We start from the raw sequence: 22,745 nt of genomic DNA, 5'->3' as shown, positions 1-22,745 counted from the left end.
ACGAAAATAAACTATTTAAGGATAAGGATTTTGATTTTTTGCTTTTCCTGCCCTTTATTTCGGGCTACAGCAACTCACCTTTTGCTCCCTGATTTCCGGACTCAGGTAAGGAATGCCCAGGTTCAGACCCCGAAGGACGAGCAGCAGCCCCATAAAGCCTGCCAGATAAGGTCCTGCACGACGAATTTTGTTGCGCAGATTGAGACTGATCATACTGCCCAGGTAACCGATACCTGCCATGGCCGGTAATGTACCTGCACCGAAGGCCGCCATAAATGTAGCTGCCTGTTGATGACTGCCCAATGCAAATGCTGCGGTAAGGGCCATATAGACCATGCCACAGGGCAATAAACCATTGAGCAGCCCAATTAAGAAAAGGGTATAGCTTTTTTTATGAGCATATAATCGGCCCAGGGCTTGCAGCACATTTTTCTGCCAGGGTAATTGTATGGCTTTTCTAACTTTTTTTCTTCCTGACAACAAGCTGTAGAGCAGGTAGCCGATCATCACAGAACCCAATATTACCGATATTTTTTGCTGCCAGCCAAAGAATGAAAATTGTGTGCTGATCAGGCCCAGCAGCCAACCCAGTATAGCATAGGTACTGATGCGTCCGAGATTGTAAAGGAGTATACCCATCCATCGCCTCCATCCGCTGAGGTGCTGTACCGGAAGTGATAAGGCTAGTGGTCCACACATACCAATACAGTGAAAACTGCCCAGGAAGCCCATTGCCAATGCGGAAAATAAAATTGCGGTGTACATATCGCTATAGTTTGGTAAACGGAACATCTGTACTGTAAGCCCTGTCATTCATGCTCCACTCCACCTGTACAGAATAGGTGCCTTTGTCGATCTTGCCTGCGGCGATCACCTGCAAGCCCTGTGCATCCATAGTGATGGGAATAATGCGATCCTGTTTGCCACTAGCTGGATTGTAGAAATAGATATGGCCTTTTATATGTTCTTTCAGGCATTCCTGCGGAAAGGATACCACGATTGCATCCTGTGCATCCATATATTCAATAGCCACTTTGCGGGATAGGGTATTGGCTGCGGTACGTGCGTCTATCTTTTTTTGAAATTGCAATTCCTCTGCATAATAATTGTCTGTAACCAGTTCTGCAGACATTTGCTGTGAGCGGTACACCATGAAGATAATTCCTGAAGCCCCCAGGATAAAAACGAAGGTGAGTATAGTACCCCAATTCCAGAAGCCGTATGGCTTTTTTGTTTTGACTTGGTATTCCATGATTTTATTTTTTGATTTGGTTGAATAAATTGTTCAGGACATTGGTCCGAGGAAAGTGGTGTGTAAGTACATGACCAGCTTCCCGTTTTCGTATACACCGATCTTTAGCTTCTCCTTCCGGTTGCGGATTTCTGTACGAGGTAGTACGATAAAGAAATTAGTACTGCCCTGACTTTCCGGGCGCATACCGATCTGCTCCTTGCCCACCATCTGTATATATCCTTTCCGGTCTTCCAGCTTCAGACTAAGATCGAAACGGTCAAATGTTTTGTTGATAAATTTGGCATTATACAGGTTTGAAATGCTGTCTGTACCGCGCTCTTGAAATAACATGCCTGCCGAACGGATGATATTTCCATCTACGTTTTTACTCTTTGCGAGCAGCACTGTAATGCCGATCATGATAATGGCCAGAATGCTGGTATATACTTTTAGCTTTAAGGTGAAAACACTTTTTTTGCCTTCTGCAATATTGCTTTCAGATGCATAACGGATCAGGCCGGTATCCCGTTTTATGTTTACCATCATAGCATCGCAGGCATCAATACAGGCGGTGCAATTAATACACTCCAGCTGTGTCCCATTACGGATGTCAATACCAGTAGGACATACCCGCACACATTGCAGACAGTCAATGCAATCACCTGCATCGCCCTGCACTTTACGGAATTTGGCACGGGGCTCTCCTCTTTTATAATCGTAGGCCACTACTATAGAATCCTTATCGAGCAGTACACTTTGTAGTCTTCCGTAGGGGCAGATGTTCGTACATACCAGTTCGCGCATGTAGGCAAATACTCCGTAGAATACCCCGGTAAATAATAGTATGGCCATGAAGCCGCCGACATGCTGCATTACCGGTTCGCTCATGATTTTAAGCAAGGATTTTGTGCCTATGATGTAGGCCAGAAAAGTATTTGCGATCAGGAAGGATAGTGCAATGAGGAGACTTTGTTTGAGGACTCTTTTGATAATTTTTTTAGTGGTCCAGGGTTGTTTTTTCAAGATGCGCTGCTGCGCGGCGTCTCCGTCAATTGCATATTCGATACGGCGGAACAGGGTTTCCATGAATATGGTTTGCGGACAGATCCATCCGCAGAAAATACGGCCGTAGGCCATGGTAAACAGGGCAATCGAAAGGATGGCTGCAACCATGATGAGCCCGAAAATGAAAAAATCCTGGGGCCAGAATATGGTGCCGAAAATAATGAACTTACCTTCCGGAATATTGAATTGTAATAGCGGATGTCCATGAATATGTATGAGCGGAAGACCGAAGAACAATGCGTAATACAGGTAACTCAGGTAATAGCGTGCAGTGGTGAATTTTCCTTTTGGTTTTGAAGGATAGATCCACTTACGTTTGCCTTTTTCGTCTATGGTTGATAGCTCGTCTCTGAAAGAGTGTTCACTCTCTTTAATAAATGCCATGTTGTAAAATTTTAAGGAAACATGGATGAAGGATTTGCAGGACTTTCTGAAAAAATAGAGGCCGTCTTGAAGAATCAGGACAGCCTTTTTTTCAACTCAAAACAAAAAAACTTACTGTACTGATGTACTGTCCGCTGCAGTAGCTGTCCCATGAGCGGCTGTAGCTTGTGTACTGTTTTCTTTGCTTTCCTCTATATACAACTCTCCTTGCGAAGCTTTTGGTGTCGCGGGTTTGGTACCATGCAGTGTTTTAATATAGCTGGCAATTTGCTGGATCTGTCTTGGCGAGTAATCATCTTTCCAGGATTTCATTCCCTTATCCTGAACGCCGACTGTAATGGTGCGGAAGATGTCTTTGATACCACCACCATGCAGCCAGTAGTCATCTGTGAGGTTTGGTCCTACACTACCACCGCCATCTGCTCCGTGGCAGGCTGCACATACCTGTACAAATACTGCTTTTCCGGCTTCAATATCTGTTGCCTCAGTTAATACCGTTACTGTATTTTCATCTACATTATTGGCTGCAGAAGCGAGATAGGCAAGCTTTGCTGCTTCTCCTTTCTGTACCTCAATCGCATATTCTTCCAACTGGTTCGGAGCCGTTTTCGCAATGTCATAGCGGTAGAAGTATATGACCCCTACAATGACGGAGAGGGCAAAGCCGGCTACCCACCAGGGTGGTGTAGGATTGTCCAGCTCCTCAATGCCATCATAACTATGCCCCCAGTTGGCCTCGGCTTCTGAGGCAGCATCCAATGATTTGGTGGCATTCATTTTTTCCCACCAGCTGATCCCTTTTTCTTTCTTATACTCTTTTTTGCGCTCCAGGCCAACCAGGAAGCGGGTTACAGAAAGCAGGACAACAATGACCACTACTTCCAGGATAAATACACCAAAAAGCGTATAGAACAATGTAGGGTTCATGCCTCCTATCAGCTCCACAGCTTTGGGTGCCGCTTCGGCAGCCTCATCGGCTGTCTGTGCAAAGGCATTCAGGCCGGAGAACAGGAGGAGTGGTATTAATATTGCCGTCAGTGTACTACTATTGCTTTTGCGTTTTTCGGCCTGCCGTTTAGCCTTGTAAAACTCCAGGGAGTTCAGTACAATACGGCTCAGGAAAATAATAACGAAGAGCAGTACGATCAGTATAGTGACCATGATGATGGCTACAGGATTGGCCAGGGCTGCCCATGGACTCTCCGGACCTGCACTTGCTGTAGCAGGAGTTGGGTCTGCGGCCCACAATATATTAGGGGCTGTAAGGGCGATTAGTGATAATATTTTTCTCATCAGCTATGTGGATTAATGATATTTTATTCCTGTCCGTCTTCCAGGGGAATATTCTTGATGTGATCGATGGTTTTTTTACTCTTGCTGAAAATCAGGATCGATGCGAGAACGAAAATGAGCATGAACAAGATCAGTGTAAACAATGGATACGCACTGATGCCTTCGATTGAGGTCAGATAATTTCTGAATTTCATAAACCTTGGTTTGTGTATGATTAATTCGGTACGGCCATATTCAGGCTGTCCCTGTTATCTTTTTTGATGTCTGTACCCATGCGTTGCAGATAAGCGATCAGGGCTACGATCTCATCAGTTGTTTGTACTTTTATTTTATCCTTCGCCAGGCTTTCTTTGATCTGCATTGCCTGCTTTTCCAGATCGTCATTTGCGATAGCATCATATCCTTTAGGGTATGGAACACCCAGCCTGGTCATCGCATTGATGATATCCGGTGTTTTGGTTTTGTCGATACGATCTGTGAACAGCCATGGGTAAGCCGGCATGATAGAACCTGCAGTCATCATTTCCGGTTCCAGCATATGATTGTAATGCCAGCTGTCCGGGTATTTTCCACCGATACGGGCCAGATCCGGTCCGGTGCGTTTAGAGCCCCATTGATACGGATGATCATACACAAATTCACCTGCTTTAGAATAATCTCCGTAACGTGCTACTTCATGACGGAAGGGGCGTATCATCTGGGAGTGACAGGTATAACAGCCTTCACGGATATAAATGTTACGGCCGTGTAACTCAAGCGGGGTATAGGGTTTCACAGAAGTGATTGATGGAATATTTGATTTGACCAGGAATGTTGGTACCATCTCTACAATACCACCGATAGCGACTGCGATCAGGGCTAATACCAGCATTTGCACAGGGCGGCGCTCGATCCAGTTGTGCCAGTGTTCTTTGGCCACCTTAGGCATCACTTTTGGTAATGGTGCGGCAAAGGCTTCTTCTTCAGCAAGGAAGTTTCCTTTCTTAGCCGTTTTGACGATGTTGTATATCAGCAGGAATATTCCGGAAACATAGAGCAGACCACCGAATCCCCTTAAGGCATACATCGGTACAATTTTGGTTACTGTTTCGATGAACTGATATTTCAGTGTTCCTTCCGGTGTAAACTGCTTCCACATCATGTACTGTGTCAGTGCAGCCCAGTACATAGGTACTACATACAGGATGATGCCGAGGGTGCCGATAAGGAAGTGGGTATTGGCCAGTTTTTTAGAAAATAATTCTGTGCGGTATAATCTCGGAAACAGCCAATAGATGGCGCCGAAGGCCAGGAATCCGTTCCAGCCCAGCGCACCAACGTGTACGTGTGCAATGGTCCAGTCTGTATAGTGACTGATGGCATTAACGCTTTTCAGAGACAACATAGGCCCCTCGAATGTAGCCATGCCATAACAGGTAAGTGCTACCACAAAGAACTTCAGAACAGGCTCGTCACGCACCTTATCCCATGCGCCGCGCAGGGTCAGCAAACCGTTGAGCATACCACCCCATGAGGGTGCAATAAGCATGATGGAAAATACAGTACCTAAAGACTGTGCCCAGCCGGGTAATGCGGTATTGAGCAGGTGGTGTGGCCCAGCCCAGATATAAATGAAGATAAGCGACCAGAAGTGGATAATAGACCAGCGGTAAGAATATACAGGTCTGCCGGCTGCTTTAGGCACGAAGTAATACATCAGACCGAGGAATGGAGTAGTCAGGAAGAAGGCTACCGCATTATGTCCGTACCACCATTGTACCAGGCCGTCCTGTACACCAGCATACCAGCTATAGCTATGCATACCGGAATAGGGCAGTGCAAATGAGTTTACAATATGCAGCATAGCCACAGCTACCCAGGTGCCGATATAGAACCAGATAGCCACATACAGGTGGCGCTCTCTTCTTTTCAGGATCGTACCAAACATATTGATACCGAAGACTACCCATATGAGTGTGATGGCAATATCCAGCGGCCATTCCAGCTCGGCGTATTCTTTACCTTGTGTAAAGCCCATCCAGAGGCTTAATGCGCCGAAAAGAATAATCAGTTGCCAGCCCCAGAAGTGGATTTTGCTGAGTTTGTCGCTGAACATACGCGCTTTCAGCAGGCGTTGCAGGGAGTAGTAAACCCCCATGTATATAATGTTGCCGACGAAGGCAAAGATGACAGCATTGGTATGCACAGGGCGCATACGTCCAAAGGTGATCGGGGCCCAGCCCAGATTCCAGGATGGGAAGGCCAGTTCAAATGCAATGTAAACTCCTGCGAGCATGCCGATCACACCCCAGAAAATGGCTGCAACACCAAACATTTTCACCGTCTTGTTATCATAGTAGAATTTCTCTACCTGCATGCCGGAAGTGTTTTGTACTATAGCTTCGTTATTCATATTGGTTAATTGTATAGACGATTTGTAAGAATGCTTATTGGACGTTTCCGGGCTGGTTATCGTCGAAGAATATTTTATGTGCAGGAGAGTAGTCATCTTCCATCTGACCTGATTTTACAGACCAGATAAATGCCATGAGAAAACCGATGCTCACGCATAAGCTCAATCCCAGTAAAATGATGATGACGCTCATTGTCTTAAAATTTATACAAAATTATTCCCGGCTACCCGACTATTCTATGACAATACTCATAGCGGAATATGACTTTTATCATACTTTGATTAATGCCTATTTCAGGCCCAGCTTTTTACTGCGGATTTTACTGACGATATAGGTCAGCAAAATGATACTGAGGGTACTGCAGGGCATCAATATAGCGGCCGCAATAGGAGATAGTCTGGCCTGTACCGCCAGGATTAAACCAACGGTATTGTAGAGGAACGAAAAACTGAAACACAGGATAATGATCAGCCTGCTGCTCTTGCTCATCAGGATCAGTTTGTCCAGTATATGCAACTGCGCGCCTTTCAGAATAGCATCTCCTGCCGGAGTAAAGGAGTTGGTATCTTCTGCAATACAAATGCCAACATTACTTTGCCTGAGGGCACCGGCATCATTTAGTCCGTCTCCGATCATAGCCACCGTTTTACCCTGCTGTTGCAGTTGCTGCACATAAGCCAGTTTATCATGTGGTTGCTGCTGGAAGTGCAGGCTTACATCCGGTCCGGCTACCTGTTGCAGCAGTTTGGCCTGGTGCGGCATATCACCGGAAAGCATAGAGATACGCAGCAACTTTTGTAAGCGGTGCAGCAGGCCTTCTATTCCTTTTCTTAAGCCCTGTGTCAAGACAAAATATCCTTTATCCTCTTCATCAATAGTGATCAGCAGTATGGTGCCTTTTTGTGCAATGTGCTCTGCACTTCTTTGCATAAATCCTGCAGTGCCGATCCGGATTTCTTTTCCATTAACGGTACCACTTACGCCTAGTCCCGGATATTCATGAAAGCCGAAGACTTCGTATAAATGATCGTGGTTAAGGATAGCCCTTACCGGACGGCTCATGGCATGTGTTGTGGGGTGAGTGAGCGAGGCAATGAGCTGCTGTTCTTCAATTGTCAGTTCGGGCCCGTAATGGGTAGCTGAAATCTGCTCTGCCGCAGTCAGGGTACCGGTTTTATCAAACACCAGGTGGTTTAATTTTCCCAGTGGTTCGATTACATGTGCATTGCGCAGGTATAATCCGTTTCGGCCCAATATGCGCAGGATATAGCCCCTTGTAAAGGTAGAGGTCAGCAGCAGTGCACAGGGACAGGCGATGATGAGTATGGCAGTGACAGAAGGCCATATTTTGGCAGGATCATGTGCCCACCAGTATAGCCCGGTGATAAGTGCAATTGCCAGTACGATCCAGGTAAAATTTGTGGCGAGTTTATGTACGAAAGACTGCGTTTCATGTGCTTTTATCGCTGCATCATCCTGCTGGTGTTCTTTGTTCCATAAACCGGTAAGGTAGCTCTGGGCCACTTCTTTGACCGTGAGCAGTTCTATATCAGCACCCAGCTGTTTTCCTCCTGCATAGATGATCTCTCCCGTTTCCGGCAGTACGGGAACGGATTCCCCGGTCACGAAACTATAATCAATCTGGGCTTTTCCCCTGACGAGGATACCATCGGCAGGTACCAGTTCGTTGTTATGTATTTTCAGCGTATCACCGGCCTTTATATCCGGTAATGGACGTGCAATTGTCTGGCCGTCTTTTACTACTGTTGCAGCTATAGGAAAGTAATCGGTATAATCACGCTCAAAGCTTAGTGCGCCGTAGGTTTTGTCCTGTACTACACGACCAATGAGCATGAAGAAGACGATGCCGGAAAGGGAATCGAAATAACCGGCTCCCTGTTGAAAAAGGACATCGACTACACTACGCCCGAAGGTGGCTACAATGGCTATGGCAACGGGGAAGTCGATATTGATGTGCTTATGTTTTAAACCTTTCCAGGCAGAGGCCAGGAATATGGAGGAACAATAGAAAAATACAGGCAGTGCCAGCAGAAGATTAAGATAGCGGAAGATACTGCCCAGGTAAGCTTCCTGTTGTACATCTTCAGAGAAGTATTCGGGGAAACTCATCAGCATAATATTGCCGAAACAAAATCCGGCAACACCCAGGCGGTAGACCAGTCTGCGATTAACTTTCGGCTTTTCCTGTTTCATTTGCTGCAGGCTGAGATGAGGTTCGTAGCCCAGTTCTGTAAGCAGCTCTACCAAAGCCCGCAGGGGGAGTTGCTTTTCATTGAAAATAATACTGGCTTCTTTTTTAAGGAAGTTGATGTCGGTACGGATTACACCAGGATGAATCCGGTATAACTGCTCCAGGAGATACATACAGCTACTGCAGTGTATGTAGGGAATGTAAAACGTTACGTGGGTCTCGGCCTCGTTTTTGAACCGGATGAGCGCCTGCCGGATAGACTGATCTTCCAGGAACGCAAATTTATCTTTCCGGATGACTTCTCTCCGGTTAATACCTGCATGTTCGTTCAGGTTGTAATAATTGCAGAGGCCATTCTCCTGCAATAGGGTGTATACGGTCTGGCAACCGCTACAGCAAAATACTTTATCATCATACAGGATGCTGTTGTTGGGACAATCTTCTCCGCAGTGATAGCAAACAGTAGCCGTAGCCGTCTGTAATACAGTTTCGTTCACCATGTTGTTTTGTTTGAGTTGAAGTAGGACAGGTGAGGTCTTAAGGGACTGGCTTGCTGTAGAGGAGTATCTGTATCAGATACTCCCAGTCCAGCAGTTGTATATTGGTTTGCAACAGGTCGTACCTCATTATCTGGTACAGTGTTTCATTCTGGTGATGTACGTCATGCACACTATGAAACTTTATCTTATCATATAATTGTTTCAGCTTTTCATGTTTGACGGTGAGCAGATGTGGGTTCAGGATCGTATTGGCCCGGTACCTGGACTGTGTATGATCCTGATCCTGGAAGTACGGAAGTATGAGTTTCTCTTCCCATAGCATCAGCTGTTCGCAGGATTCCTTGAACTGCAGAAATATAAAGGGAAGTGCTGTCTCCAGGTCATCATTGCGGTCCGTATCAAAATCCTGATGCACATAATGTGCTTCCATCCGCCTGATTGCTTTACGCATATTCTCATAGCATCTCCGCACGATAAACTGGCACAATTCTTTCTTGGAAAAAGAATTGAAGTTGATAAAAGAAATGCTCATATACCGGCTTCGTTTGAATACAAAATTAGCCGGCACAAATGCAAAAGGGGCTGATGAATGTCAGCCCCTTTTATGATTTTTGTCAGCTTTTTGAAATAGCTGAATCATAAAAAGAGCGGCACGCAATTATTGCGTGCCGCTCTTTTTATATGATGTGGATGAATTTTATCTTACGATAGTAATGTCACCTTTTTTCTCATAAATTTTATTATCCGAACAGTTGTATTTCAGGATATACATAAAGACATCACTGGTATAATAGTTGCCGTTTTTATCTTTACCATCCCATCCTTTGGTCGGGTTTTCGTTGTCATAAATCAGCTGACCATTGCGGTGATATACCTGTAAGGTTACCACTTTCTGACCTACCTGAAGGATCGGGTTGAAGTAATCATTTTTACCATCACCATTCGGTGTGAATGCAGAAGGCATACCGATTTCACAACAAGGATGTACTTTGATCAGAACAGAGTCAGAAGCCGAACAGATATCGCCGTTGTATACAGTTACTTTTACATAACCGGTTTGCGGTACCGCTGCCTCTGCAATACTGTATATACCCAATGAAGTTCTTCTCACGTACTCATCCGGAGTCCATACATATTCCAGGTTGTCACCTGTAGCAGTAGCTTTCAGGGTTACCGTATCCTCAGCACAGAAATTGTTTCTGCTCACATAAGAGATCTTCACTGTTGGGTTTGGTTTAACTTTCAGCTCTACGGATTTCGATGTATCCACACAACCTTTATTAGTCGTGATACGTACACGATAGTTACCCGGAGTAGTTGCAGGCAGTGTATCTCTTGTTGCACCTGGTATAGCACCACCGTCTTTTATCCATTGATAAGTAGCGCCGGTTTGTTTCACTGCTCTGAAGATGTATGTATCTCCCTGACAGATCTTAACGCTGCTGTTTTCATTCAGGGTTACATTAGGACGAGGATTTACGGTAAGTGTCAGGATAATAGTACTGTCACAGCTTAAGCCTGTAGTGCTGAAGGTTGTATCATATACACCTGATTTGTACAGTACTTGTCCGTAGAAATTATAAGTTTCACCCGCACAGATAGCCTGGGAAACATACGCTTTCTTATCGTCATAACGAACATGGATAGTATCAAGGAATGTATAGGTTTGTGTCAGATCACAACCAGCCTGTCCTACATATTCTACTACATAATAAGTTCCGGTTGCAGGAGATGGAGGGTTAACTGGTGTAACCGTCATTGTTGGTCCCTGACCTAAGAATGTACCATTTGCATCATACCATTTCAGTAATGCACTATTTGCATTTTCGATGATCTGCCATGGATTGAACGGAATGCTGTCAATTACATAAAACGGAGCAGTCGCGATTGGTGTGTATCTTCTTGATGAGTTGGTGCTACCGATAGTGCCCCACAGATCTGCCGGAGCTCTGTTTGGTGTAAAAAGCTGGTTAGTAGTTGCACCCGTTACATCACGAAGACCCTGGATAGAGTTACCGCCGTTAGCAGCACTGTTTGTGCTCGGACAAGTTGGTGTACCAGGCATATCAGCTGTATGGAACTCAATGATATTGGAACCTTCATACAGGATAATCTGGTTGGTTACCTTGTATTGGTTACAAGAAAAACCATATTTCGGTACCTGGCAATACTCTACGATAAATCTTCTTGAACCAGGAGTACCGAAGGTCTGGTACTTAAGCGTACCACCTTGACTCAAATCCAGATCCTGGAAACCAAGCATAGCCACTTTGTTTAACTGGCCGTTGGTAGAGTTTAAGGCTGTAGTGTACTGGTAAGAACTATACGCTGTAGCCAGTGTGGTATCAAAAGAGATAAAGTTATTGCCGGAGATCACACATTTATTATATGTCTGTCCGTAAAATACAAATGGGAAACCGATATCAATTACTTCATCGGTAAAGTAGTCATCCGTATTCAGGCCATTCACCTGACCGGTAAATGTGGCCCCCATGGTTATAGTGGTTCCCCTACAGATGAGTGTATCATCAAACGTTAACCCGATCTGCGCCCTGGAAAGGAAGCCGGAGAATATTGCAAGCAAAAGCAATATGGTATACTTTTTCATCGTCATACAGTTTATTGGAGTAAAAAAACTTATTTTATTGCATTATAATATAAAGACAGCCAAGGCTTTATTACTGGTTGGTAAAAATATAAAAAAAATAGAGAAAACGCTCCATTTTGAGTTTGAGCAACTTATAAACAGTGTATTTAAATGAAAAAAAAGCTACAGTACAATCTGTACTATAGCTTTTTAGGCAAATATGTATAATATAATTATTTAATATAATGTTTTTTATTTTTATACGAGGCTGTTTTTTACCAGGTATTCTGCAATTTGAACAGCATTAGTAGCTGCTCCTTTTCTCAGGTTGTCTGCAACGATCCAGCAATTAAGGGTATTGGCCTGGGACTCATCTCTGCGCACACGGCCTACAAATACCTCATCTTTACCGAATGCATCCAGCGGCATCGGATATTGATTCTGCTGCACATCATCTACCAGTTTTATACCATCTGCAGTAGCCAGGGTATCTTTTACCGTATTCAGATCGAAATCGTTTTCAAATTCAATGTTGACACTTTCACTATGGCCACCCATTACCGGTACACGCACGGTAGTTGCAGTAACCTTGATATTGTCATCACCCATAATTTTACAGGTCTCTTTAATCATTTTGATCTCTTCCTTGGTATAACCGTTTTCGGTAAATACATCAATATGCGGGATAACATTCATATCGATTGGGTGCGGATAGAATTGTTTGTCATTTGCCCCGGAACGCTCTGCCAGCAAGTGATCTACGCCTTTCTGACCGCTTCCGGTTACAGACTGGTAGGTGCTCACTACTACACGTTTGATATGATACAATTTATGTAAAGGTTGTAATACAACCACCATTTGTATGGTGCTGCAGTTAGGGTTAGCGATGATCTTATCAGCTTTGGTAAGTGTATCACCGTTTACTTCAGGTACCACCAGTTTCTTGGTAGGATCCATACGCCATGCAGATGAATTGTCAATGACAAAACATCCTGCATCAGCAAAGCGTTCAGCCCACTCCAGGGAAGTGCTGCCCCCTGCCGAAAATAGTGCAATGTCCGGCTTCATTTCCAGTCCTTCTTCAAGCGTTACAACCGGGTATTCATTTTCCTTAAACTTTATCTGTTTACCCTTAGACTTTGCGGATGCGATAGGGATCAGTTGAGTTACTGGAAAATTGCGCTCTGATAAGATCTGGAGCATTGTACTGCCAACAAGTCCTGTGGCGCCGACAACAGCTACTTTCATAAAATTGTTTTCTGTTTTGATTTTTTGGTTAATAAATGAGTATAAAAAGAATTGAGTTTACGCGATTTCTTCTGAAGATAAAGGCAGTTCAATAGTAAAGGTACTTCCCTTTCCCAATGCGCTGTCCACCTTTATTTTTCCTTTATGGGATTCTACAATCGCTTTCACATAGCTCAGCCCCAGGCCGAACCCTTTGATGTTGTGCAGATTGCCGGTATGGGCACGGTAGAATTTTTCAAAAATATGCATTTGCGTCTCTTTGTTCATACCAATGCCGCTATCCTTTATTTTGATCACCACATTGCCCTTGCTGTTAGCCGTAGATATCTCTAGTTTAACGTGATCGCCGGAGTACTTAACGGCATTATCCATAAGGTTATATATAATGTTGGAAAAGTGCACTTCATCTGCCATGATCAGCGATTTTTTGGCCAGCAGGTTAGAGGCCAGTGTGCCGTTTTGCTGCTCAATCTGCAGGGAGAAACTTTCCGTCATTTTCTCGATAACATCATGTACATTAATCGGTTGCAATTTCAGCTTAAGATCATCTTTGTCGATCTGCGCTGCCTGCAGAATTTTTTCAACCTGCTTGTTCATCCGCTTATTTTCCGATTTAATGATGCCGGCATAGTAATCCAGCATATCGGGGTTTTTGCGTACTTTCTCCATCGAAAGGGCATCAGATGCCAGGGAGATTGTAGCCAGCGGCGTTTTGAACTCATGCGTCATGTTGTTGATAAAGTCCGACTTGATTTCTGCGATCTTTTTCTGGTTAAACATGGTTCGGATGGTCAGTGCAAAAGCCGCAATAATGATAATCGTAAATAAAGCTGCGGCACCAAACATCCATGCCGTACGCTGAGAAATATAATTTTTAGGCTCCTCGATATACAGAATCAATCCGTAACTGCCATCCAGCGTAAGTGGTGCCTGGTAAGCACTTTCAAACATTTCTCTTCTGAAATTACGGGAATTATTTTCTACCATTCCCCTTAGGGTAATGCAGTATTCAAAGGGTAGTTTTATCTTTTCCTCATTAAGGTGCGTCTGAATAATATTGCGGATATCAGCCTCTGGTAAGGTACTCACACCAGACCACAGAAAGTTATCTGAATTCAGATCTGTAATACGGATAAAATTAGGGTTAAGCCCCCGGACCATAGCCAAACGGCTGCGTAGGTCAGAACGGGTCTTGTTTATAACATTCTCAATCTCAAAGCTATACTTAATCTTCTGCACCTCCATTGTCGTTTTTACCCAGTTGAGCTGAATAAACATCAGCCCGAAGAGGGAGAGACATATGAGGACAATAATAACAGGAAATACTTTTTTCATATCAGATTCATCCGGGCAGCCTTTGCTGCATATTGCGCAAAGTTAATCTTCCAAATGGCAAAAATGACTAATTTCATCCCTTTATATTTCATTTAACTATATCTAACTGGATTTCACCGGTTAAAAACAGATCAAACACAATTATGGCTAACCGTCTCATACACGAATCAAGTCCTTATCTTTTGCAGCATGCTCATAACCCCGTTGAGTGGTATCCCTGGGGAGAAGAAGCTTTTGAGCGCGCCCGCCGGGAGCAGAAACCTGTCCTGGTCAGTATTGGATATGCAGCATGCCACTGGTGTCATGTTATGGAGAGAGAGAGTTTCGAAGATGAGGCTATTGCGGCATACATGAACGAGCATTTTATCAATATAAAAGTAGACCGCGAAGAGCGCCCTGATGTGGACCATTTGTACATGGATGCCCTACAGGTGCTGAACGGGCAGGGAGGCTGGCCCCTGAACATGTTTGTGACACCGGAGCGTAAGCCCTTTTATGGCGGCACCTATTTTCCTCCTAAAAGGGTATACCAAAGAGCCTCCTGGATGGAAGTCCTGGAAGCAATACACATGACCTGGTTGAAAAAACCTGAAGATATTCATCATCAGTCCGAACAGCTGGTGTCGCATCTGCAGCAATTGAGCCTTACCGAAACTGCTGTTGGCACGGAAACCGAAAACCCGCAGCAGCAGTTTGAAACGGTGTTTCGAAACATAATGGGACAGGCAGATATGGAGAGCGGAGGCTTTGGTGCCGCACCTAAATTTCCACAGACTATGACGATCCAGTTTTTGTTGGACTATTACTTTTTTACAGATAACAAAACCGCGCTGGATCAGGCCCTGCTTAGTCTCGATGTCCTGCTGAACGGTGGTATATATGACCAGATTGGGGGCGGACTGGCACGCTACGCTACCGATAATGACTGGTTGATTCCGCATTTTGAAAAGATGCTGTATGACAACGCACTATTTATCCAGGTTTTATCAGATGCGTATAAGATTACCGGGGCCGAAAGATACCGCCGGGTGATAGAAGAAACAATTGCTTTCTGCCTGCGCGAATTATCTCCTGAGCAAAGCGGAAAAGGCTTCTTTGCGGCGCTGGACGCGGACTCTGATGGTGAGGAAGGTAAATTTTACACCTGGACTTATGAAGAGGTTCTGGAGCTCATCCCGGATATTCATCCGGCATTGCTGGAATACTGGGATATTACTCCTGAAGGGAACTGGGAAGGGGCCACTATTCTGCATAATGATAAACCGTTGCATTATATACGGGAAAAATACAGCTTAACCTCCGAAAATCTGGACGAACTACTGCTTACAATGAAGCAGCAATTATTCGGCCGGAGGGCACAGCGTAACCGGCCATTACTGGACCATAAAATTCTCCTGTCCTGGAATGCACTGATGGCTTCTGCATTGCTGAAAGCTGCTACAGCACTGGGCGAAAAGAAATACAGTGATGCCGCTTCAGTACTTCTGGACTGGTTATTACAGACCTTCCGGAAAGACAGCATTTTATATCGTAGTTATGATGGAAAGCAGGTGAAATTTAATGCCAGCCTGGAGGATTATGCTTACCTGATCAAGGCGCTGCTGGATTACAGCAGTACACTGGCAGACGGCAGGTACCTGGATATTGCTCAAAGCCTTTACCAGTATACCGTAGCGCATTTCAGCGATCCGCAGCAGCTATTCTTTTATTTTAGCGATGAAGCACAGAAAGATATTATTGTGCGCAAGATTGAAACCTATGACGGAGCAATGCCTTCTGTGAACGCGGTGATGGCAGAAAACAGCATTCGCCTGGCGAGATGGTATGAAGATCAGGAGACCGAAAGCCGTGGAAAGCGCATGTTATTGAGTATGCAGGCAAAGGTTATCAGATATCCTACCTCTTTTGCATACTGGGCTACAACATTGCAACGTTATAATAATTTGAACACCCTCCTTATCGCCGGAAATAATATTGAAGAGAGCCTGTCTACCCTACACAGGACCTTTATCCCGCATGTTCTACTTATGCCCGTTCAGCCTGGTAATCAATTACCTGTGTGTGTCGGGAAGAACCTTTCGGGCGAGCAACAACTCTATCTCTGTGATCACTTTGCCTGTTTACCACCCGAGACAGGGCTGAGAAATATTTTATCTAAAATAAAAGTGAAAGAAATGTTGGAATAATTTACAAAATATCTTTATTTAGCCAATTGTTAACTGTTAAATAAGGGTACCCACTCTGTTTTTTAGTAAAAAAAGAGCAAGACACTTGTTTATTTAAAAAACTTTTTAAATATTGTGCTGTGATTTTTTAGAAAATATTTGATTTCTGAAGTTTTTTTTAGATATTTGGAAATTAAATTTGGTTAAAAAACTTGTAAAAAATCGTTAAAGTGCTTTATCTTTAAGTGTTTTATGAATTTAGACGAGTTCAGGCCCTGAAAGGTTAGATATCATTATTTTAATATTTTGCTAAAACTTTTGTTGGGCAGAAAACTTAAAAATCAAGAAGCAATAACAAAGAAAATTACAAACAGATGAGAAAACAATCCTTGAGTATTGCCGTTGTCGCTATGTTGTTCGCCAGTTGCGGAAAACCTGGTTCGCAAGGTCAGGTTGTGGGTGATTACAACACAAATCCCAGCTACAGACCTCCTACACCAGTAGGTATGGTTTGGGTTCCGGCGGGCTATCTAAGAACTGGCTACAGCGATCAGGATGTTCAGAATGCATTAGATGCTGAAGTGCGCAACGTTCAGGTGCAAGGGTTCTATATGGATGCTACCGAAATCACTAATGCAGAGTATCGTCAATTTACGAACTGGGTAAGAGATTCAATCGCACATACGCAATTACAGCATTTTGTAGATAACGAAGATGGCTCCCAACGTATTGACTGGAAGCAAAAAATCAACTGGAAAGACGCTGATGTTCAAGATCAGCTGATGAACTTATACATCCCTGCAGAGCAATCGGGTTGGGGTAAAAAAGAGTTTGATAATTCCAAACTGGTATATAACTTCTCTTACTTCGATTACGAAGAAGCGACTAAAAATCCGGGAAAACCAAGAACGGATTTCGTTGTAAAAAAGAGCATTTCTTCCTACCCGGATACAGCTGTTTGGGTAAGACAGTTCAACTACTCTAACAATGAGCCGATCGCTTTACAATACAACTGGTCTCCTACATTCAATGAGTATCCTGTAGTAGGTGTTACCTGGTTCCAGGCTAATGCTTTCGCTCACTGGAGAACACAATTGTGGAAAACAGACAGAGAATCTCGTAAACTGTACTTCGAAGGTTACTTCGCACTGCCTAGCGAAACGCAATGGGAGTGGGCAGCAAGAGGTGGTCGTCAACTGTCTCCATATCCTTGGGGCGGACCATATGTGGCCAACCAAAAAGGATGTTACCTGGCTAACTTCAAACCTGGCCGTGGCGACTACGCAGCAGACGGTGGTCTTTATACCACAAGAGCTGATGCTTACTGGGCGAACGACTACGGTCTGTTCAACATGTCCGGAAACGTTGCAGAGTGGACAAGCACAACGTATACTGTAAGTGCTTATGACCGCAACTTCCTTTCTGATATGAACCCGGATATCAATATTAAAATTAAAGATTCTGACCCAGCGTGGATGCGCAGAAAAGTAGTTAAAGGTGGTAGCTGGAGAGACCCTGCTCCGTTCTTACAAATCCAAAACCGTGACTATGAATTTGCTGATACTGCTAAGGCATACATTGGTTTCAGAAACGTTTATATCCGTACTGCTGAGGCAATCGGTATCGCTGAACCTGCACCTGGTACCAGAAAATAATTAATCATTAATAACAATAATTAAACAACTCAAAATAATGAATTCAATAGTCTTATTTTTTGAAACGAAGAAAGGTAAATATATCAAAAACCTGATCATTGGTGTGGGTGCGGCTGTAGTATTGGTGGGAGCCCTGTTTAAACTGGAGCACTTACCAGGAGCTGGTACCATGTTGACTATTGGTCTGTTAACTGAAGCGTTTCTATTCTTACTGTTAGGTATCTTACCTCCTCATAAAGATTACTACTGGGAGCGTTACTATCCTAACCTGGATGAAAACCCTGTAGTTGAAGGTTATAAAAAAGGTATCAAATTCGTTCCTCCTACACAACCATTAGGTGCTGGTAGCGGAAGCGGTGCAACAGGAGCTGGTGCAGCACTGGATAAAATGCTGGACGAAGCAGATCTGAAAGCAGATTACTTCAAGAGCCTGAAATCAAACTTTGATAAATTCGGTACTACCGTTAGTCAAATGAAAGATATCACTGATGTAACTGCAGCAACAGGCGAGTTCACTCAAAGTGCTCGTGAAGCAGCAACTTCATTAGGTCAGATGAAAGATACTTTCGCTGGAGCAGTAGGTACAATGCAGTCTTTCAACAATGCTGCAGAAGATACTCAGAAATTCCACTCACAAGTACAGACATTGTCTAAAAACTTAGGTTCCCTGAACCAGATTTACGAAGTAGAATTGCAAGATGCAAACAATCACCTGAAAGCAATGAACAAATTCTACGGTACATTGGCAAGCGCTTCAGAAGCAATGTCTTCTACCGCTCAGGATGCAGAAGCAGTGAAAACACAAATTGCTTCCCTGAACAGAAACTTAACTTCATTGAACAGCATTTACGGTAACATGTTATCTGCTATGCAGGGACGTTAACCTGAGATTGTTTCAACTTAATTAATTCACTATATAACAAAAGGATAAAGGATGTCAATACCTAAGGAGCCCCGGCAGTTGATGATCAACCTTATGTATTTGGTGTTAACAGCGATGTTAGCTCTGAATATCACTAAGGAGGTGTTGGATGCATTTAGCACGATCAATACCAGTATTGAGACTTCAAATGAGGGTATAGCAGATAAGAATAAGAGAATGTATACTGCATTCCAGCACATTGCAGATAAGAGACCTGAATTAAAAGTTAAGGCAGACTCATTATACAAAATAGCGGAAATTATCCGTACTGAATCTCAGTCAATGGATGATAAGCTTTCCAAATGGAAAGACCAGATCGTTACCTCAGCAGGTGGCTGGGTAACAGAAGGAGGAACCAAGCGTATCAAATTCATGGATGATATTGATATCGCTGCAAGATTATTCATTGAAGAGAAAAAAGGTGATGTGGTTAAAAAGCAACTGGAAGATTATATTAACTCCATGGTTGCAAAAGTTCCACAAGATCAGCAAGCGGATATCCGTAAATCGCTGCCTTTAAAAATTAACGCAATTGAGAAGAGCGATCTGAACCCTGGTGGTGACTGGTCTTTCGGTACCTTCCATAACATTCCTGTTATTGCTTCCGTAACCCTGTTCTCTAAATGGCAGAGTGATGTGAAGAATTCAGAGAGCGTAATGATCGAGCACCTGATGAGTCAGGTAGGAGATGAGGTATTTGACTCTACCGTTTATAAGATTGATGGTCTGATGGCTGTCGCTGTACCAAGCACAAACTATGCACTGGCTGGTGATGAAATTACTGCAAACATTGCATTAGCTTCTTACAGTAAGTCTGCTAATCCGGTTGTTACTTCTAACGTAGGTGGTGCAACTGTAAAAGATGGTGTGGGTGTAATCAAGTTCAAAGCAAATGGTACAGGTGTACAAACAGTACGTGGTACGATCTCTCTGACTGTAAAAGGTAAAACGGAAACACAACCTTGGACATTTAATTATACCGTAGGTACTGCAGGTGCTTCTTTACAGCTGGATGCGATGAATGTAATGTATATCGGTCTTGATAACCCGGTTACACTGTCTGCTTCTGGTTATAACATTGAAGATGTATCATGGGATATGCCTGGTGCTACAATCTCTAAAGTGTCTTCTGGTAAGTATACTGTAAAAGTAACTACCCCGAATTATCAGGGTGTTGATTATACAATCTCTGCCAAGAACAAGGCTGGTCAGGTTGTAAAAGTTGGCGGCGGTAAAATGCGTGTCAGAACAGTACCTGCTCCTGTGATCAAGTTCGCAAGCAAAACAGGTTCTATCATCTTACCGGCTAACCAGGCGAAAGCTCAGTTAGGTCTGGTAGCAGAATTGGAAAACTTCATCTATAACTATAGATACACCGTTTCTTCTTTCCGCTTTACCCGTATGGCTAAAGGATCTGATGAAGAGCAATATGCAGATATTACCGGACCTACCTTCGCTGGTTCAGCAGCTGCACAAGCCCTGATCAAAGCCTCTAAACCTGGTGACGTATGGTATTTTGAAAATATCAAAGTTATTGGTCAGAACACAACTAACGTTAGACCAGTTGACGGTGCGGTTATTGTGAAGTTGAGATAATATTATTAATAATATAATTAAGAAAATTTAGATATGAAAGCCCTTTTAAGATATTCATTAATCCTTGGTAACCTGGTTATGGTTGGCCCTGCTGTTATGGCTCAAGGATCCTTAAACGCTGACAGAGCGAACAGTGAAGCTCGTCCTAAGGAATATGTAACCCAAGAGTGGCAGCCTTCATTAGTTCCGGATGGGATGATTGATCGTGTAAATCACGACAACAAAGCTTTACAATGGCACAATATCCGTGAAATTGATGTAGCCTTCAAACGCCGTGTCTGGAAGCGTATCGATGTAAAAGAAAAGCAGAACGTAGCATTCCTGTACGAGGGTGATGAATATACTGGCGGTGGTGCTTTCATCGAGATTTTAGTTGACGCAGCCCGTAAAGGTAAAATCAGAGCGTTCTCTGACGATAAGTTTACACGCGTATTGTCTACTGAAGAAATCGATAATAACCTGTTAGGTTCTTCTACCACTCAAACGGTTGTTGATCCTGTTACCGGCGAAGAGCGTCAGGTTACTGTTGCGGGTTCTTTTAACCCTGCAGACGTGGATAACTACGAAGTTCAGGAAGACTGGATTTTTGACCGCAATGCCGGCCGTATGATCTCCCGTATCCGTGCGATCTCTCCGAGAATGATCACTTATGATGATCAGGGTTTACCGAGAGGTTTCAGAAAACTGTTTACAATTTACTATCCTGAAGCCAGAGATGTACTGGCGCAGTATGAGGTATATAATCCTGAGAATGATGTACGTCGTATGTCATGGACCGATTTCCTGGATCGTGGTTTCTTCTCTGCTTATGTGTTCAAAACAAGCCATAATAATCCTGCCAATGAGAACTACAAAGGTGGATTTGATGGTCTGATTAAAGGACAAGATGAGATGAATGCAATCATCGAGAAAGAAATGGATATGTGGGAATTATAATCCTTCTATAGCAATATTAAAAGAGCGCAATCAGACAATGATTGCGCTCTTTGTTTTTAAGGTCGTTTTGTGCCCGTATTTAAACGAAAAGGGTACGCATTGTATTTGCGTACCCTTTTCTGTTTTATTGGTCAGAATTAAGCTGTTTTCAGCTGCTCTCTTATCTTTGCTTCAATCTCTGCGGCAAATTCAGGATTGTCCTGCAGGAAGTTTTTCACTGCATCACGACCCTGGCCTATTTTGTTATCACCATAGCTGAACCATGAACCACTTTTGGTCAGGATAGCCAGTTCAACACCAAGATCAATCAATTCTCCGATTTTGCTGATACCCTCACCATACATAATGTCGAATTCTGCTACGCGGAACGGAGGGGCAACTTTGTTTTTAACTACTTTAACCTTAGCGCGGTTACCCAAAACTACATCACCATCTTTAATTGCAGTAGATCTGCGGATATCAAGACGTACAGATGCATAGAATTTAAGGGCATTACCACCGGTAGTTGTTTCCGGGTTACCGAACATTACACCGATTTTTTCACGTAACTGGTTGATGAAAATACAGGTACAGTTAGTACGGGATATAGCGGCAGTCAGCTTACGCATGGCCTGGCTCATCAGACGAGCCTGCAATCCCATTTTGCTTTCACCCATTTCGCCTTCCAGCTCACCTTTCGGTACCAGGGCTGCTACAGAGTCAATTACAACTACATCCAGTGCTCCGGATAAGATCAGGCGCTCTGCAATCTCCAGGGCCTGCTCACCATAGTCTGGTTGAGAAATCAGTAACTCATCTACATTTACGCCGAGTTTGCGGGCGTAAGCAGCATCAAAAGCATGCTCCGCATCTATAATAGCGCAGATGCCGCCTGCTTTCTGTGCTTCGGCAACAGTATGTATAGCTATGGTTGTTTTACCAGAAGATTCCGGTCCGTATATTTCTATAATTCTTCCTTTAGGCAGACCGCCTACTCCTAATGCAATATCCAGTCCGAGAGAACCCGTAGAAATAACTTCCATCTCTGACTGATTCTTCTCACCCAGCTTCATCACAGAACCTTTACCAAAGTCCTTATCAATCTTATCCAGCGTCATTTTGAGCGCTTTCAGTTTTTCCTCTGACATATTATTTATTTTTTAAAACAAAGATACATTTACATAAAAAAAATTCTATGAAAAGTTGTGCACAATTTCATATTTACAAAAAACATAATGTCG

18 protein-coding genes are annotated in these 22,745 nt (G+C 43.6%); 5 read left to right on the top strand and 13 right to left on the bottom strand.

The annotated features are described in order from the left end of the window. Window positions 1–54 precede the first annotated feature (54 nt). The 12 genes from FTD44_RS05880 to FTD44_RS05825 form a co-directional block, all read right to left on the bottom strand. On the bottom strand, window positions 55–765 hold the full coding sequence (locus FTD44_RS05880) for a sulfite exporter TauE/SafE family protein (RefSeq protein ID WP_222165594.1): 711 nt from the start codon (window positions 763–765) through the stop codon (window positions 55–57). A gap of 4 nt (window positions 766–769) precedes the next feature. After that, window positions 770–1,252 (bottom strand): FixH family protein, encoded by a 483-nt coding sequence (locus FTD44_RS05875; protein WP_222165593.1) that lies wholly within the window; start codon window positions 1,250–1,252, stop codon window positions 770–772. Between the two features lie 33 nt (window positions 1,253–1,285). Continuing rightward, on the bottom strand, window positions 1,286–2,683 hold the full coding sequence (gene ccoG, locus FTD44_RS05870; RefSeq protein WP_222165592.1) for a cytochrome c oxidase accessory protein CcoG: 1,398 nt from the start codon (window positions 2,681–2,683) through the stop codon (window positions 1,286–1,288). Window positions 2,684–2,794: 111 nt separating this feature from the next. Next, on the bottom strand, window positions 2,795–3,976 hold the full coding sequence (locus FTD44_RS05865) for a cbb3-type cytochrome c oxidase N-terminal domain-containing protein (RefSeq protein WP_222165591.1): 1,182 nt from the start codon (window positions 3,974–3,976) through the stop codon (window positions 2,795–2,797). A 23-nt stretch (window positions 3,977–3,999) separates the two neighbouring features. Next, a complete protein-coding gene (locus FTD44_RS05860; protein ID WP_129020121.1) occupies window positions 4,000–4,170 on the bottom strand; it encodes a cbb3-type cytochrome c oxidase subunit 3 in 171 nt (56 codons plus the stop codon). A 20-nt stretch (window positions 4,171–4,190) separates the two neighbouring features. Beyond that, the gene (gene ccoN / locus FTD44_RS05855; RefSeq protein ID WP_246625356.1) at window positions 4,191–6,368 is read right to left on the bottom strand and encodes a cytochrome-c oxidase, cbb3-type subunit I; all 2,178 of its coding nucleotides are present in this window, start codon (window positions 6,366–6,368) and stop codon (window positions 4,191–4,193) included. A 34-nt stretch (window positions 6,369–6,402) separates the two neighbouring features. Further along, a complete protein-coding gene (ccoS, locus tag FTD44_RS05850; RefSeq protein ID WP_222165590.1) occupies window positions 6,403–6,561 on the bottom strand; it encodes a cbb3-type cytochrome oxidase assembly protein CcoS in 159 nt (52 codons plus the stop codon). 96 nt (window positions 6,562–6,657) lie between these two features. Further along, window positions 6,658–9,081, bottom strand: a complete 2,424-nt coding sequence (locus FTD44_RS05845) for a heavy metal translocating P-type ATPase (protein ID WP_222165589.1) — start codon at window positions 9,079–9,081, stop codon at window positions 6,658–6,660. Window positions 9,082–9,118: 37 nt separating this feature from the next. Then, window positions 9,119–9,613, bottom strand: a complete 495-nt coding sequence (locus tag FTD44_RS05840; RefSeq protein WP_222165588.1) for a hypothetical protein — start codon at window positions 9,611–9,613, stop codon at window positions 9,119–9,121. 165 nt (window positions 9,614–9,778) lie between these two features. Next, on the bottom strand, window positions 9,779–11,689 hold the full coding sequence (locus tag FTD44_RS05835) for a T9SS type B sorting domain-containing protein (protein ID WP_222165587.1): 1,911 nt from the start codon (window positions 11,687–11,689) through the stop codon (window positions 9,779–9,781). Window positions 11,690–11,926: 237 nt separating this feature from the next. Continuing rightward, window positions 11,927–12,916 carry an aspartate-semialdehyde dehydrogenase gene (locus FTD44_RS05830; RefSeq protein WP_222165586.1) on the bottom strand — a complete coding sequence of 330 codons (990 nt, stop codon included), beginning with the start codon at window positions 12,914–12,916 and terminating at the stop codon, window positions 11,927–11,929. Between the two features lie 57 nt (window positions 12,917–12,973). After that, the gene (locus FTD44_RS05825; protein ID WP_222165585.1) at window positions 12,974–14,251 is read right to left on the bottom strand and encodes a sensor histidine kinase; all 1,278 of its coding nucleotides are present in this window, start codon (window positions 14,249–14,251) and stop codon (window positions 12,974–12,976) included. A 143-nt stretch (window positions 14,252–14,394) separates the two neighbouring features. Between FTD44_RS05825 and FTD44_RS05820 the strand changes: the two genes are divergently transcribed. From FTD44_RS05820 to porN, 5 genes are all read left to right on the top strand, one after another. After that, window positions 14,395–16,437 carry a thioredoxin domain-containing protein gene (locus tag FTD44_RS05820; protein ID WP_222165584.1) on the top strand — a complete coding sequence of 681 codons (2,043 nt, stop codon included), beginning with the start codon at window positions 14,395–14,397 and terminating at the stop codon, window positions 16,435–16,437. A gap of 353 nt (window positions 16,438–16,790) precedes the next feature. Beyond that, on the top strand, window positions 16,791–18,071 hold the full coding sequence (gene porK, locus FTD44_RS05815) for a T9SS ring complex lipoprotein PorK/GldK (RefSeq protein ID WP_222165583.1): 1,281 nt from the start codon (window positions 16,791–16,793) through the stop codon (window positions 18,069–18,071). A gap of 37 nt (window positions 18,072–18,108) precedes the next feature. Continuing rightward, complete coding sequence (gene porL, locus FTD44_RS05810; RefSeq protein ID WP_222165582.1) at window positions 18,109–18,954, top strand: type IX secretion system motor protein PorL/GldL; 846 nt, start codon at window positions 18,109–18,111, stop codon at window positions 18,952–18,954. 51 nt (window positions 18,955–19,005) lie between these two features. Beyond that, the gene (porM, locus tag FTD44_RS05805; RefSeq protein ID WP_449505912.1) at window positions 19,006–20,589 is read left to right on the top strand and encodes a type IX secretion system motor protein PorM/GldM; all 1,584 of its coding nucleotides are present in this window, start codon (window positions 19,006–19,008) and stop codon (window positions 20,587–20,589) included. A gap of 33 nt (window positions 20,590–20,622) precedes the next feature. Continuing rightward, on the top strand, window positions 20,623–21,525 hold the full coding sequence (gene porN, locus FTD44_RS05800; protein WP_222165580.1) for a type IX secretion system ring subunit PorN/GldN: 903 nt from the start codon (window positions 20,623–20,625) through the stop codon (window positions 21,523–21,525). Between the two features lie 137 nt (window positions 21,526–21,662). On the opposite strand, the gene recA is transcribed toward porN, so the two are convergent. Continuing rightward, window positions 21,663–22,652, bottom strand: coding sequence for a recombinase RecA (gene recA, locus FTD44_RS05795; RefSeq protein WP_129020109.1), 990 nt, complete (start codon window positions 22,650–22,652; stop codon window positions 21,663–21,665). Window positions 22,653–22,745 lie beyond the last annotated feature (93 nt).

This window comes from Edaphocola aurantiacus (assembly GCF_019797745.1).
In the GTDB taxonomy this organism is placed as follows: Bacteria; Bacteroidota; Bacteroidia; order Chitinophagales; family Chitinophagaceae; genus Edaphocola; species Edaphocola aurantiacus.
This window is presented reverse-complemented; position numbering and strand designations above follow the sequence as displayed.

Coding starts and splice junctions, on each gene's coding strand:
- FTD44_RS05880 (WP_222165594.1), bottom strand. CDS start 765: ATGTACACCGCAATTTTATTTTCCGCATTGGCAATGGGCTTCCTGGGC.
- FTD44_RS05875 (WP_222165593.1), bottom strand. CDS start 1,252: ATGGAATACCAAGTCAAAACAAAAAAGCCATACGGCTTCTGGAATTGG.
- ccoG (WP_222165592.1), bottom strand. CDS start 2,683: ATGGCATTTATTAAAGAGAGTGAACACTCTTTCAGAGACGAGCTATCA.
- FTD44_RS05865 (WP_222165591.1), bottom strand. CDS start 3,976: ATGAGAAAAATATTATCACTAATCGCCCTTACAGCCCCTAATATATTG.
- FTD44_RS05860 (WP_129020121.1), bottom strand. CDS start 4,170: ATGAAATTCAGAAATTATCTGACCTCAATCGAAGGCATCAGTGCGTAT.
- ccoN (WP_246625356.1), bottom strand. CDS start 6,368: ATGAATAACGAAGCTATAGTACAAAACACTTCCGGCATGCAGGTAGAG.
- ccoS (WP_222165590.1), bottom strand. CDS start 6,561: ATGAGCGTCATCATCATTTTACTGGGATTGAGCTTATGCGTGAGCATC.
- FTD44_RS05845 (WP_222165589.1), bottom strand. CDS start 9,081: ATGGTGAACGAAACTGTATTACAGACGGCTACGGCTACTGTTTGCTAT.
- FTD44_RS05840 (WP_222165588.1), bottom strand. CDS start 9,613: ATGAGCATTTCTTTTATCAACTTCAATTCTTTTTCCAAGAAAGAATTG.
- FTD44_RS05835 (WP_222165587.1), bottom strand. CDS start 11,689: ATGAAAAAGTATACCATATTGCTTTTGCTTGCAATATTCTCCGGCTTC.
- FTD44_RS05830 (WP_222165586.1), bottom strand. CDS start 12,916: ATGAAAGTAGCTGTTGTCGGCGCCACAGGACTTGTTGGCAGTACAATG.
- FTD44_RS05825 (WP_222165585.1), bottom strand. CDS start 14,251: ATGAAAAAAGTATTTCCTGTTATTATTGTCCTCATATGTCTCTCCCTC.
- FTD44_RS05820 (WP_222165584.1), top strand. CDS start 14,395: ATGGCTAACCGTCTCATACACGAATCAAGTCCTTATCTTTTGCAGCAT.
- porK (WP_222165583.1), top strand. CDS start 16,791: ATGAGAAAACAATCCTTGAGTATTGCCGTTGTCGCTATGTTGTTCGCC.
- porL (WP_222165582.1), top strand. CDS start 18,109: ATGAATTCAATAGTCTTATTTTTTGAAACGAAGAAAGGTAAATATATC.
- porM (WP_449505912.1), top strand. CDS start 19,006: ATGTCAATACCTAAGGAGCCCCGGCAGTTGATGATCAACCTTATGTAT.
- porN (WP_222165580.1), top strand. CDS start 20,623: ATGAAAGCCCTTTTAAGATATTCATTAATCCTTGGTAACCTGGTTATG.
- recA (WP_129020109.1), bottom strand. CDS start 22,652: ATGTCAGAGGAAAAACTGAAAGCGCTCAAAATGACGCTGGATAAGATT.